This is a genomic window from Pseudoalteromonas sp. 2CM28B (genome assembly GCF_023161935.1).
The window spans coordinates 36,269-50,302 of the sequence record NZ_JALNTH010000019.1 but is presented as its reverse complement, the minus strand read 5'-3'; the positions used below and the strand labels follow the sequence as shown (position 1 = coordinate 50,302).

Genomic DNA, 14,034 nt, shown 5'->3' with positions numbered 1-14,034 from the left:
AAAAAAACGCATCGGGGTCACCGTGCGTTTTTTATCCTAGGGATTGCTCAAGCCACGTTTTTACAGGGGATCTCCATGCTATTACTTGGCTTTAACATATATTCCATTGCGACTTCATCACAGTTTTCTTTGCGTAAACATAGCTCGCAATCTTTCATTACTTTTTCAGGTAGGCTCTCTTTATTACAGAAACTAAACCGCTGATTTTCGAAAAAGTCAGGTACACGAGTCAGAACGATGACACGGTTGAGTGCCAATTTTTTGGCTTTCACTAATAAGTGTTCAACCAGTTCTCGTCCCTGCCCCGTTACTGCGCTTTTAGGATCAATACCTAATGAACGTATTTCAGCTAATCCTGTGTCGTAAATATAAAGTGAAGCACAACCCGATACCTGACCGTCTATCTCGGTTACGGCAAACTCATTAATTGAGTGCACCATGTCACTTTTAGCGCGCGGTAAGTTTTCGCCGACTGTTGCCCAGTGTTGTACGAGTTTAGCGATTGCTTCCACGTCATCTAGGTTTGCATCACGAACTGTTATTTGCTGTTTTTTTTTCGCGTCTTTCACCGCTTTACTTACTTGTTCTAATGAGGTTCCACCAAGTGCTTGACGTGCTTTAATACAGGCATCAATTTCAAGTACCGGATACACATCATCTTCAAACACTGGATTTACTGATTTATATTGCTCAAGTGAAAGCTCCTCTAACGTTTTACCTTCACTAATAGCTAATTGCACCAACACCCCAACAATATGATGCCCTTCTCTAAACGGTACACCTTTAGCGACTAAGTAATCAGCAAGTTCGGTTGCATTAGCGTGGCCACCTTTTGCCGCTGCAAGGGTTTTATCTGCTTTCACTTTTATGCCTTTAATACACGCTTGTGCCATATGAATACACGCAAGCCATGTTGGCATGGCATCAAAAATGCCTTCTTTGTCTTCTTGCATGTCTTTATTATAAGCAAGAGGCAGTGCTTTTAAGGTCATCATCATTGCGCTAAACGCACCAAACACCCGGCCAGTTTTACCACGAATTAGCTCTAATGCATCTGGGTTTTTTTTCTGTGGCATCAAAGATGAGCCCGATGTAACATTATCGGCCAGTTCAATAAAGCCAGCTTCTCCCGAGTTATAAAAAATCAGGTCTTCAGACATGCGCGATAAGTGGATCATAGAGATAGACGCACAGCTTAATAGCTCAACCACAAAGTCACGATCAGATACGCCATCTAAACTATTTTTAGTCGCGCCTGTAAACCCTAACCCTTGTGCAAGTGCGTGACGGTCAATCGGGTATGCAGTGCCTGCAAGAGCGCCACTGCCGAGTGGGCAGTAGTTCATTCTTGCTTGGGCATCTTGTAATCGGCTTTCATCACGCTCAAGCATTTCTACATAAGCCATACACCAATGGCTAAATAACACCGGTTGTGCACGTTGTAAGTGGGTATAACCTGGTAATATTGTGCCAAGCTCACGTTCAGCCAAGCGAATAAATTCAGCTTTTAGTTGTGCAATCGCTTTTAAGATATGATCGGCAGTATCGCGACACCATAATCTAAAGTCGGTAGCAACTTGGTCGTTACGGCTTCGGCCTGTGTGTAATTTTTTAGCTAAATCACCCACTTTTTCAATTAGCGCGGCTTCAACATGTGAGTGAATATCCTCAGCACCTGAGGTGGCAACAGCGTGTGGATCTGCTTTTACCTCTTCAAGTAATTCATATAATGCCGATACCAGCTTTTGGTGTTCGTCATTAGATAACACGTTCACTTGTTCAAGTGCGCTAGCCCATGCAACAGAGCCAATAATATCTTGCTCTGCTAATTGATAATCGAAGGGAAGTGAATCGTTAAACTGTTTAAACGCTTCATCTGGACCCGTAGAAAAACGTCCGCCCCATAATGCCATGAAATTTCTCCAAACCCGATAATAGCCCCTTAATTCCAAGGGGCATAAAAAATTACTTTTTAGCTAATGCTGAAATTCTGCTTGATAGTGAGAATAAACGAATAAAGCCTTCTGCGTGCGATTGGTCATAAACATCGTCTTCACCAAAAGTAGCAAAATCTTCGCTGTATAAACTGTTAGGTGACTTTTTCTGAACCGCTGTTACTTGCCCTTTGTAAAGTTTAAGTACCACTTCACCTGTCGCTAACGTAGAAAGCGCTTCTGCACCGGCTAAAATAGAATCTTTAAGCGGCGTAAACCAACGACCGTCGTAGACTAAATGCGAAAATTCACCACCGAGCACCTCTTTCCATTTACGGCTCGCTTTATCAAGAACGAGCTCATCAATTGCTTGCAGCGCAGCCATGATCACTGTACCGCCTGGTGTTTCGTAACAACCGCGTGATTTCATGCCCACTAAACGGTTTTCTACAATATCAACACGACCAACACCATGCGGGGCAGCTATGTCGTTTAGTTTAACTAAACAGTCGTAAGGCTTTAATTGTTCGCCGTTCACAGCAACCACTTCACCTTCTACAACTGATAAAGTGACATGCTCAGCTTTATCGGGCGCTTGCTCTGGTGAATTAGTCCAGGTCCATACTTGCTCACTTGGCTCACACCAAGGGTCTTCAAGCTCGCCGCCTTCGTGGGAGATATGCCATGCGTTAGCATCACGACTGTAAATTTTAGTTGCTGATGCAGAACACGGAATATCACGCTCGGCTAGGTAATCAAGCAATGATTCACGACTTGATAAATCCCACTCACGCCATGGCGCTATCACCTTTAAATCAGGAGCCAGTGCGGCAAAACATGACTCAAAACGTACTTGGTCGTTACCTTTACCCGTACAGCCATGAGAAAGTGCATCTGCCCCCACTTTACGGGCAATTTCAACTTGGGCTTTAGCGATGATTGGACGTGCCATAGAAGTACCTAGCAAGTAGGTTCCTTCGTATATAGAGCCTGTTTTAAGTGTTGGGTAAATGTAATCACTTACCATTTCATCTTTCAAATCAACCACGTAACACTCAGATGCACCCGATGCAATGGCTTTCGCTTCTACGCCTTCAAGTTCTTCTGCGCCCTGGCCAACATCGGCAACAAAGGCAATAACTTCACAGCCGTAGTTTTCTTTTAACCATGGCACGATAGCTGATGTATCAAGACCACCTGAATAGGCTAAAACGACTTTTTTAATTGAACTCATAGGTGTTCCTTAACAAAATTTGGATTTAACAATGTAACTAATAGCGCATTTTGCGCATGCATACGGTTTTCTGCTTGCTGTATAATTTTTGATGCAGGACCATCCATTACCTCAGAAGTAATTTCAAACTCACGGTGTGCCGGTTGGCAATGTAATACCGTAGTTGCACCGGTTTTTTCTAACAATGCCTGGTTTAATTGATAAGGCATGTATTTTTCTTTCACTTGCTCAAGAGGAGTTGTATCCCCCATAGATACCCAGGTATCGGCGTAAACAACATTAGCGCCTACTGCAGCCTCAACCCTGTCACTTACCATTACAGAAGCGCCATTCATAGCTGCTATTTGCTCTGCTTGTTTAAGTATTTGCGAATCAGGTGAGCTGCCTTTTGGTGTTACAGCGACAAAGTCTGTTCCTAAAGTAGCGGCTAATAGCATTAATGAGTGCGTTACATTATTGCCCTCACCTAGGTAGGCAAGCTTTAACTGGCTAACATCACCGTGTACTTCTTGTAGCGTTAAAAAATCAGCTAATGCTTGGCATGGATGATATAAATCACACAAACTATTAATCACAGGAACGGATGAATACTCACCGAGTGTCGTTAACGTACTGTGCTGATTAACGCGGGCAACAATCCCATCGGCCCAAGTCGAAATATTTAAGGCAAAATCTTTTATTGATTCGCGGGCGCCCATTGCACCATTTTGTTGGTCAAGGTAAACCGCATGGCCTCCTAAACGGTTTATACCAATATCAAATGAAAGGCGAGTACGTAAACTTTGCTTTTCGAACAGAGTAACCACTGACTTACCAGCTAACACTTGGCTATACTTTGCAGGGCTTTCTTTAATATCTTGCGCTAATTTTAATAAATTAAGGGCGCCTTGTTGGTCTAATTCTAGACCCGTTATAAAATCTTTAAACATGTTCAACCTATGGTGTTACTTTAGTTCCGACATGCTCGCCTTGCAGCAAAGCAGTTAAGTTTTCTGGCTTTTGCCAGCTGGAAATGTACACACCGCGTCGTAAATGTTGGGCAGCGTGAAGACTGGTCTTAACTTTGACCTCCATCCCACCCACAATTACTCCCTCTGTAATTAAAGTATCAATGTGTTTTGTGTCAAGTTGATGTAAAGGCTGCTTATTGGCATCAAGTACCGCCTCTACGTCCGTCATAAAAATAAGTTCTGCATTTAAATTATTTGCCATTGCGGCGGCTGCTTCATCGGCATTAACGTTGTACCAAAGCCCTTGCTCATCAAAACCGATGGAGCTGACTATAGGTAAACGCCCGCCACTGAGTAATTCATTAATAATAGAATCATTATTACTATGGCATTGACCTACTTGCCCTAGCGCTTTTAATTTTTGTGATGCTGTTATTCCTGCTTCATATAAACTCAAGCCAACAGGTTTGTGCCCAGCAGTCATTGCTTGCGCCATTAATTGTTTGTTTGCTGCTCCCGCTAATGCTCCTACAATATAAGGCATCTGTTCTTTAGGGCTGATTCGCAAACCTTGGTGTTTAGCACTGGCAAAACCGGCTTCTGCTAGCCAATGGTCAACTAATGAGCCACCGCCATGAACAATGACAAATTGTGCATCATGTTGTTCATTAAGAACCTCAAAAAGCGCTTTAGCGGCATTTTCAGTATTGAGTACTGCGCCACCGAGTTTAATAACCCACGTTTTACTGCTCATTTAAACGCTCCTACTAGACCTGTAGTGTGAGGCAAGCCCATTGACAAATTAATGCATTGCAGAGCCTGACCAGCCGCCCCTTTTAGTAAATTGTCAATCGCTGCCATCACTATTAATTGTGAGTCTTGCTGCTGCCACGCAATATCTACATAAGGTTGTTTGGCCACCCCTTTAATCGAGGGGATTTTGCCACCAAGCAATCGAATTAACGGCTCATCCGCTAATACTTGATACGCTTTAGTTACTTGCTCACTGGTCACACCCGGTTTTAGCTGTACATAAATGGTTTCTAAAATACCGCGAGGAAAATTACCTAAATGAGGGGTAAATAATACGTTATGACCAAGATGCTGCTGTATTTCAGGCCCATGACGATGGTTAAACAAACCATAGGGTGCAAGTGATACCTCGCAAAAATGCGTGCCAATACTTGCTTTACGACCAGCCCCTGTTACTCCCGATACAGCATTAATAATAATCCGCTCGTCACTAAGTAACCCAGCTTGCTGAAGAGGCTTTAATGCGTTTAATGCGGCAGTTGGGTAGCAGCCAGCTACAGCAACTAACTGCGCCTTTGCAATGGCCTCGCTATTCCACTCTGCAAGGCCATATGCAGCTTCTTTGAGGAGCTCTGGATGCTGGTGTTCAAAACCATAATAAGTGACGTAATCTTCATTACTTTCAAGACGGTAACCACCAGAGAGGTCAAATACCTTTTTGCCCATCGCTAAAAACTGAGGGGCTAAATCAACACTTACTTTATGGTCAGTGCATAAACACACATAGTCTGCTGAATGAGCTATATCACTCAATGCACTCTCATTAAGTGGTTGCAAAGGTAAGTCAAGTAACCCTAAGTGCTCAGGGTATAATTCACTGAGCAGTTTATGTTTATCTAAGCTTTGCGCTGATACATAACATGCTGATAATGTTAATGCTGGATGTTTGGCAATTAAGCTAGCCAATTCTGCGCCGCTGTAACCGCTGGCACCTATAATTACTACGTTCATTATTTACTCTTTATCTAAAATTAGTGACTACATTCCATGTTATTTACTTACACTAGGTTGCAACCTAGCTAAACTGATTAAATTAATGAGTGATAACTATCGTCGTATTATTTTCATGGCGTAACTTTAATATATTTATGCTTAAAAAGTGAATTGATATTCATCATAAATACTTTTATATTGTTATGCAATTAAATTGAATACTTATTTTGGATTTTTTTATGTCTCTGCCGTCATTTATCTCGATGTATCAGCAATTGATTGCTGCCCCCTCAATTAGCGCTATTGAAGAGCATTTGTGTATGAGCAATAAAAGCGTTATTGAACTACTCGCTCAGTGGTGTGAAAGCTTAGGTTTTACCTGTGAAATAATAGAGTTAGAAGGTGGTAAAGGCCGCTACAACTTATTAGCAAAACGCGGACAAGGCGATGGCGGGTTAATGCTTGCGGGGCACACCGATACAGTGCCATTTGATGATAGCCGCTGGAATCAAAACCCATTTAAATTAACTGAACTTGATAACAAATTATATGGTTTAGGCAGTATTGATATGAAAGGCTTTTTTGCTTTTGTACTGCAAGCTATTAGTGAGCTTGATGAAAAGCAACAAACTCAACCTATTTTAATATTAGCGACCGCCGATGAAGAAACCACTATGGCTGGCGCACAGCAAATTTGTAAGCACCCAAATTTAAAGCCAAGTCGCTGTATTATTGGTGAGCCAACAGATATGACCCCCGTATTTACCCATAAAGGTCATATGAGTACAACAATCAGAGTCGTTGGTCGCTCAGGACATAGCTCTGATCCCGAACGGGGTCTTAATGCCATCGAAGTAATGCATAAAGTAATTACAAAATTACTGATCTTAAAAGAACAACTCAAGAATAAATATTCAATAAATCACTTTAAAATTCCTTATCCAACACTCAACTTAGGCAATATTCATGGGGGTGACAATGCCAACCGAATTTGTGGCTGCTGTGAAATGCACATTGATATGCGCCCTCTCCCCGGTTTAAGCGTGCAAGAGCTTCAAGCACTGGTACTTGATGCAACTTACGATATAAACCAGCAATACCCTAACTCTGTGAGCGTAATTGATTTGCATGAGCCAATTCCAGCATTTACGGGAAGCACAGATAGCGCGTTAGTCAAATTAGCCGAAAATATAGCAGGGCAAAAAGCAGTGGCTGTTAACTACTGTACCGAAGCGCCATTTATACAGCAACTCGGTTGTGAAACCATCGTAATGGGACCAGGCTCTATTAACCAAGCGCATCAGCCCGATGAGTTTTTAGCAATGGAAAAAATCAAACCTTCTCAACAAATTATCAGCAACCTTATAAAGGCGAGTTGCTTTTAATCAGCAACAAAAAAGACGCTTAATCGCGTCTTTTTTATAGCATTTATGGTTACATATATTTTCGTAAATACTTTTTAAATACAGGGTCGGTTTGAGCTAGTTCTTTCTGCTCTTCTAATATCTCTTTTAATATTGCACCTGATGTAAGCGGATTTGCAAGTACCACTCTAAATACCACGGTTGGTTGGTTATCATATTGAACTGGCGTTAAACGTGTACGCGATACAAACGATCGACCTGATTCACGCTGACGTTTTTGCATGCTTGCAGTAAAACGATTAAGCGCGGCAAAAATGTCTAAACGGGTTTGTGCATCAGCTTGGGCTATCGCGTGTTTAATTTGTTTTGGTACATAGCGATAGGTCAGTAAGCAAAGTTCTGGCTCTGATATTAACTCAAAATCTTCATCTGCATTTATCAAATCAGCAAAGTAACGGGCTTTTTTAATACTGCGATCGATAAGCATTTCATAGCCTTTACGACCAATAACACGTAAGCAAGCATGCACTAACATCGCCATTCCAGGGCGACTCCCCTCAAGCGTATGGCTACCTAAGTCTTTAGAGCCTTTACGTAAAATATATTCAGCATGATGCTCTATGGCATCGGTAGCAGCAGGGTCTTTAAATAAGACTAAACCGGCCCCCATCGGCACATACATTTGCTTATGCGCATCAATGGTGATTGAATCTGCATGCTCAATACCTTTTAATAAATGCCTATGGGTATTAGACAGTAAGGTGGCTCCCCCCCATGCCGCATCAACATGAAAGTGACAATTAATTTCTTGTGCTAAATTAGCCATGTCTTCAAGTGGGTCAATATTACCGGTTTCTGTGGTTCCTGCGACCCCAACAATTGCCATCACTTTAATGCCTTGCGCTTCAAGCTCTAGCGCTTTTTCTCGCATAGCATCTACATCTACTTTATTATCAGCCGATGTTTTAATACCAATTAAATTCTCACGGCCAATACCTAGTAAATCTACCGATTTGCCTAACGAGTAATGACCTCGCTCAGAGATTAAAACCGCCAGTCCTTTGTAACCATAGTGGAGCATTCCCGCCACTAAACCTTGTGCAGCAATGCCTTTAAAGTTGCCATCCGCTTTTAATAAGCGGTTGCGGGCTATCCAAAGTGCAGTAATATTCGCCACGGTGCCGCCAGAGCAAAATGCCCCTAACGAAGTTTTTGCACTGTGCATCCATTTAGAATAAAAACCATCACTTTGGCCATAAGCTAAATGATGCATCATCCCTAAAACTTGACGTTCTAATGGGGTAAACGCTTTCGAGGTTTCAATTTTTACTAGGTTTTGATTTAACCCAACCATTAATTTCGATAACGGTAGTAAAAAATGAGGCAGAGCCGATGTCATATGGCCAATAAAGCTTGGCGCTGCGGTATGAACAGAATGAGCAACCAGCTGCTCCATAATATCTTGAGCATAGCAAGACACAAACGTCGGTTCTTCAGGGATTGCCGCCGATTGAAAATCTTTTTCTATTTCATGTAATGGTTTTTCAATTGCCGCGATATTTTCGTTTAAGAAACCTGCTAAATTACTCGAAATTTCAAGCTCTATTTTGCTCAAAGTTGAGTCTGGCGCCTCTGGAACGGTGAATATCCGTTTAAGGCTTTCTTTAGAGGCGACGGCACAACGCTTTTGATCCATCTTCATACCTAGTGTGTGACTAAAACACCTGTTAGTTTGTAAAACACGCTAAATTTAAGTTGTTTTTAAGTAACGGCATTTCTAAAAAATTGCGCTAACTTTACTGCAATATGACAAAAATGTCTCGTTTTAAGCCATAAAAGACAATACTAAATAGATAACATTTCACTATTTTTTAAATTTAGTACAAAGGGTAATTAAAATATTGGGCATTTATAATTTTTAAGTATAATAAAATCAACAAAAATAAGGATAATACATGCTCAAAGGAAATCTAAAATTAACACGGTTGGCACTTGGGACCGTCTTTTTTTTGGTTAGCTTAATCATTTATGGTTACTACACTTACTCTTCCATTCAAAGTGATGTAATGCGCAGCATTGACAATCGCTTAATAAATGCCGCCACCAGCGTAAAGTATATTTTAGGTAGTGATTACCACGACAAAACACCGCAAGAAATCAGCTTTGCAAGCTATCAAAATAAGGCCGAGCAACTTTCTGCTTTAGCCAATGATTTAAATATAAATTCTTTATATTCAATGATATTAATTGATGAAAATATTTATTTTACTGCCTCCAGTTACACCCAAGATGATCAAAATAACGGTAAAGTCACCCAGTATTTAGATCTTTACCCTGAAGCGACGCCAATTAATATGGCGGCATTTTTATCAACGGCCCCTATTTTTGAAGTGTCAACGGCGCATCGAGGTCATTCTAAAACGGTGTATATTCCTCATATAGCAAAAAATGGCAGAACCTATTTAACTGCAGCTGATATTAGCGTCGATAAAATCAATACGGCTTTAATAACACGTTTGAATCAAGCCCTGCTTCATTTTAGTTGCGTACTGTTCATATTGTTACTGGTTTATATTCTTTATTGTTTTGGGGTACGCCGCTCACTAATGAGGGATCATGCTACGGGGTTTGAAAATCATATTGCCTTGGAAAAGCAGCTAAAAAAAAGTAATGAGCATCATCTACAAATCGCGATTATTTTGGTTAACGAAATTGATAGTATCAGTCGCTTTTTTGGCACAAAAACAGCCGATGAAGTGATGAAAAAACTACTCAGTCACTTTAAGCAGCAAAACCGTCTGCAATCACGTATTTATCGTATTGCGACCAACAAGCTGGCCATTTTAACCAGTAAAGAAACACCTTTTGATGAGCTTTACAGCATTATTCAATCCCATAATAAAAATACACCTTTTATTACAGGCCCATTTATTTATATTACGCTCAACGCTGGAGTGGCAAGAGGGAATAAGTCATTACTGCTTAAGAATGCCCACATTGCTTTACTGCAATCAAGGCAAGGCGTTCAACCAATAGTTAACTACTCAGAAGCGATTAACGACGCTAAATCTCTGTATTTATACAATGTAGAAATAGCAAAAGAAATTCGTGAAGCATTTGATGCCCATCGCGTTGTTCCTTATTTTCAACCTGTTATAGATACCAATACCAATGCCATTATTAGGTATGACTGCTCACCAAGAATAGTGACCTCACATGGGGAGATTTTAACCCCTGATACCTTTTCTAATGCAGTAAATAGGCTGCGTATGGATGGGGTGTTAACACGTACCTTATTTACTCAATGCATTTCGCGCTTTCGCAAATCAGCAATCAGCTGGGGGTTAACTGTGTGCGCTGAAAATATTGCAGATCCCACTATTTATGATCACATAGCGTATGAGCTTCATCGCTACCCCAACCCTGAAAACATTACTATTTCAATATTAGAGTCGCAGGTCATTACACACTACTATGAAATAAAATCATTTATTGCGATGGTGAAAAGTAAAGGGGCAAAAATAGTGATGCATTGTTGGGGTAATGAGTTTATTAATACGCTCAATACGTTAAAGATTGAGGTAGATGGCATTAAACTCGATGGTGCGATCACCAAGCAGCTGGTGAATGATGAAAATACGTCGCCATTTATTGCCTATATTGCTGATATAGCCCAGCAGCTTGAACTTGAATTGGTTGTTGAAGCGGTAGAAAATAACACGATTGCCGAACTACTTAATAAACTAAATGTGACGCTGATGCAAGGTAGTTACCTTGGTAAACCAACGCCACATGTGACTCACTTTAAACAGCAATTAGCTATTTAAGATTTATAACAAGCCGGTGGCTTTGCTGGCCACTGGCCCAGTACTTACGTTCAAAAGGGGTAATTGCTTCGTCTGACTCAAACAATTCGGTTTGACATGGATGCCCCGCTAATTCAAGCGCTCTGGCAAACTCTTTAACATAAATATCCCAATTACTGCGCACCTCAAGTAAACCGCCTAACTTTACAATAAATGGGAATATAGCCGCCCCATGCCAGCGCCTCTGTATGTGTTTAGACTTAGGCCAAGGGTTAGGGTAAAGCAAATAGTGATGCGTAGGCTGCCAATTAGCAGCCACCGCTAAACGCCAAAAGTCATTTAAGTCAGCTTGCACTAAAATGTATTGACCACTTTCACTTTGTTTATATTCAACATCATGCTTATCAAGTCGATGAGATGACTTATCAATGCCTATGACTAACGCTTCAGGATGACGTTTTGCTAAATTAGCGGTGCTCTCTCCGACCCCACAACAGGAGTCTAAAATAAGCGGCCCATTAAAGGCTTGCACTTTAGCATTAACTTCATCAAATGCGGTTTGCGTATGCGTTGCAATTGGCTTTTTAAACTCAGCCTGTAAGTGTTTATTAACTATTTCATCAAGCTTTTCATGAAGTCCCGCTTGATTAGATACAATACTACGTGAATTTGCATCGCTCATTAGTGTCTTAGCCCCACACCTTTTTTAATTAGCGTCAGTGCTAAAGTAAATAGGACACTGATAAACACTAACAACACACCCATTGCGACCGATAAATCTACATCCGAAACACCTAAAAACCCATATCTAAATGCGTTAACCATATAAATAATTGGGTTTATTTGCGACACCATTTGCCAAAAATCAGGCAGTAAAGTGATTGAATAAAACACCCCGCCTAAATAGGTCAACGGCGTTAAAATAAAGGTCGGGATAATACTTATGTCATCAAAGCTGTTTGCATAAATAGCGTTAATTAACCCGCCTAAGGCAAACACCGCCGAGGTGAGAATAACAGTGGCTATAATCACAAAAATATTATGTATTTGTATATCTACAAAAAATAAAGAAACGCACGTTACGATAAAACCAACCATAATGCCACGGGTCATACCTCCGCCCATATAACCCAGTACAATGATGTAATTAGGCACAGGTGCAACTAATAACTCTTCAATACTTTTTTGAAACTTAGTTGAGTAAAAGCTCGAAGCCACATTCGAGTAAGAGTTTGTTATAACTGACATCATAATAAGGCCAGGAACAATAAACTCCATATAACTAAAGCCGCCCATATCGCCAATACGCGAGCCAATTAAATTCCCAAAAATAACAAAATATAAACTCATAGTAATCGCTGGCGGCACTAAGGTTTGCACCCAAATACGCAAAAAGCGAATACACTCTTTAATCCAAATACTTTTTAAGGCTACGCCATATTTAAACATTTATTCGCCCCGCCCTTGCTCTAGTAATCCTACAAATAACTCTTCTAATCTGTTTGCTTTATTACGCATACTCAATACAGTATTACCTTGTTCGGTTAACGCGCTAAATACAGCATTGAGCCCTTGTGATTTAGCCACCTCAACTTCAATGGTGTGATCATCAGTCATGGTGAAATTATACCCTTCAAGCGCCACCGGATTGGTAGGCTGTTTTAAATCCAATACAAAGGTTTCTTTGTCTAATTTAGCTAACAAGGCTTTTATGGTGGTATTTTCAACTATGCGACCGGTATCAATTATAGCGATGTTTTTACACAGTAATTCGGCTTCTTCAAGGTAGTGAGTGGTTAAAATAATGGTCACACCTTGTTCGTTAATTTGCCTTAAAAAGTCCCACATTGATCGGCGAAGCTCTATATCAACCCCCGCTGTTGGCTCATCTAAAATAAGTAATTTGGGCTCATGCATTAAGGCGCGTGCAATCATTAAACGGCGTTTCATACCACCAGACAAGGTACGCGCTTGCTTATCTTTTTTCTCGATTAATCCAAGCTGCGCTAAGTATTTATCTGCACGTTTATGTGCTTCGCCGCGAGGAACACCATAATAACCTGCTTGATTAACGAGTATTTGGCTCAGCGTTTCAAACTGGCTAAAGTTAAACTCTTGCGGCACTAAACCTAAGTTAGCTTTCGCTGCTTCTAGGTCGGTATCAATATTGTGGCCAAATACTTCAACTTTACCTTTGGTCTTATTTACCAGTGAAGAAATTACCCCAATAGTGGTTGATTTACCCGCTCCATTCGGGCCCAGTAATGCAAAAAAGTCACCTTCGTGAACTTGTAAATCAACGCCTTTTACTGCCTCAACCCCATTTTTGTAAACCTTGGTAAGGCCTTCAATATTTAAAGCAATATTTTGCTTATTCATTTTTTACCCTCACCATAACCCCAGCGCTTTGTGAGGTTATGTTCAATATTTAAATGATCTAAAATTCGCGCCACCATAAAGTCAACCAAGTCTTCTATGCTTTGTGGTTGATGATAAAACCCAGGTGCTGCAGGCATAATTGTTACACCTAAACGCGATAATTTAAGCATGTTTTCTAAATGAATTTCGCTAAATGGCGTTTCGCGTGGCACTAAAATAAGCTGGCCTCGCTCCTTTATCACCACATCGGCGGCGCGCTCTAATAAATTATCTGATGCGCCGACTGCAATCGCAGACACAGATCCTGCGCTACATGGACATACTATCATTTTTTTCGGTGCTGCTGAGCCCGAAGCCACAGGACTAAACCAGTTATCTTTGCCAAATACCTTTAACTGCCCGGGTTTTGCGTTATATAACAGGCTTAATTGCTCTGTGGCCTTGTCTTCATTTGCTGATAGTTTAACATTTGATTCGGTATCAAAGACTACCCGCGCGGCACTTGAAATAAGCACATACACTTGAAACTGCTGCTCAAGCAACACCTCTAATAACCTTAGTCCGTAAGGCGCGCCTGATGCACCACTAAATGCTAAGGTGATTTTATCTTTAAATTGCACA

Annotated in this window: 12 protein-coding genes; 2 read left to right on the top strand and 10 right to left on the bottom strand. The window is 40.9% G+C overall.

Annotation, left to right across the window (positions count from 1 at the left end; genetic code table 11):
* Positions 1–47: 47 nt before the first annotated feature.
* The 5 genes from argH to argC are packed head-to-tail and all read right to left on the bottom strand — an operon-like array spanning position 48 to position 5,882.
* Positions 48–1,913: an argininosuccinate lyase gene (argH, locus tag MTN96_RS21550; protein ID WP_248532718.1), complete on the bottom strand. Its 1,866-nt coding sequence runs from the start codon at positions 1,911–1,913 to the stop codon at positions 48–50.
* Between the two features lie 52 nt (positions 1,914–1,965).
* Positions 1,966–3,168 carry an argininosuccinate synthase gene (locus tag MTN96_RS21545; protein WP_036979753.1) on the bottom strand — a complete coding sequence of 401 codons (1,203 nt, stop codon included), beginning with the start codon at positions 3,166–3,168 and terminating at the stop codon, positions 1,966–1,968.
* A complete protein-coding gene (locus MTN96_RS21540) occupies positions 3,165–4,097 on the bottom strand; it encodes an ornithine carbamoyltransferase (RefSeq protein ID WP_248532717.1) in 933 nt (310 codons plus the stop codon). The genes MTN96_RS21545 and MTN96_RS21540 overlap by 4 nt, the downstream gene beginning before the upstream one ends.
* A 7-nt stretch (positions 4,098–4,104) precedes the next feature.
* Positions 4,105–4,872 carry an acetylglutamate kinase gene (argB, locus tag MTN96_RS21535; protein WP_036979757.1) on the bottom strand — a complete coding sequence of 256 codons (768 nt, stop codon included), beginning with the start codon at positions 4,870–4,872 and terminating at the stop codon, positions 4,105–4,107.
* Positions 4,869–5,882, bottom strand: a complete 1,014-nt coding sequence (gene argC / locus MTN96_RS21530; protein ID WP_069438539.1) for an N-acetyl-gamma-glutamyl-phosphate reductase — start codon at positions 5,880–5,882, stop codon at positions 4,869–4,871. Before argC ends, argB begins: the two co-directional genes overlap by 4 nt.
* Positions 5,883–6,103: 221 nt before the next feature.
* Here argC and argE point away from each other — a divergent pair, with 221 nt between their 5' ends.
* On the top strand, positions 6,104–7,249 hold the full coding sequence (gene argE, locus MTN96_RS21525) for an acetylornithine deacetylase (RefSeq protein WP_248532716.1): 1,146 nt from the start codon (positions 6,104–6,106) through the stop codon (positions 7,247–7,249).
* A 49-nt stretch (positions 7,250–7,298) separates the two neighbouring features.
* Here argE and panP read toward each other — a convergent pair whose 3' ends face one another.
* Positions 7,299–8,924: a pyridoxal-dependent aspartate 1-decarboxylase PanP gene (gene panP, locus MTN96_RS21520; RefSeq protein WP_036979765.1), complete on the bottom strand. Its 1,626-nt coding sequence runs from the start codon at positions 8,922–8,924 to the stop codon at positions 7,299–7,301.
* 259 nt (positions 8,925–9,183) lie between these two features.
* Here panP and MTN96_RS21515 point away from each other — a divergent pair, with 259 nt between their 5' ends.
* The gene (locus MTN96_RS21515) at positions 9,184–11,055 is read left to right on the top strand and encodes a GGDEF domain-containing protein (RefSeq protein WP_248532715.1); all 1,872 of its coding nucleotides are present in this window, start codon (positions 9,184–9,186) and stop codon (positions 11,053–11,055) included.
* Here MTN96_RS21515 and MTN96_RS21510 read toward each other — a convergent pair.
* From MTN96_RS21510 to MTN96_RS21495, 4 genes are read right to left on the bottom strand one after another with little or no spacing between them, the layout of a single operon-like run.
* Complete coding sequence (locus tag MTN96_RS21510) at positions 11,048–11,716, bottom strand: tRNA (guanosine(46)-N(7))-methyltransferase TrmB (RefSeq protein WP_214552940.1); 669 nt, start codon at positions 11,714–11,716, stop codon at positions 11,048–11,050. The two genes, MTN96_RS21515 and MTN96_RS21510, sit on opposite strands and share 8 nt — an antisense overlap.
* Positions 11,716–12,483, bottom strand: coding sequence for an ABC transporter permease (locus MTN96_RS21505; RefSeq protein ID WP_008466038.1), 768 nt, complete (start codon positions 12,481–12,483; stop codon positions 11,716–11,718). The genes MTN96_RS21510 and MTN96_RS21505 overlap by 1 nt, the downstream gene beginning before the upstream one ends.
* Entirely contained in the window at positions 12,484–13,413 is a 930-nt protein-coding gene (locus tag MTN96_RS21500; RefSeq protein ID WP_069438536.1) for an ABC transporter ATP-binding protein, read from the bottom strand.
* The gene (locus MTN96_RS21495; RefSeq protein WP_248532714.1) at positions 13,410–14,033 is read right to left on the bottom strand and encodes a flavin prenyltransferase UbiX; all 624 of its coding nucleotides are present in this window, start codon (positions 14,031–14,033) and stop codon (positions 13,410–13,412) included. The genes MTN96_RS21500 and MTN96_RS21495 overlap by 4 nt, the downstream gene beginning before the upstream one ends.
* Position 14,034: the final 1 nt, after the last annotated feature.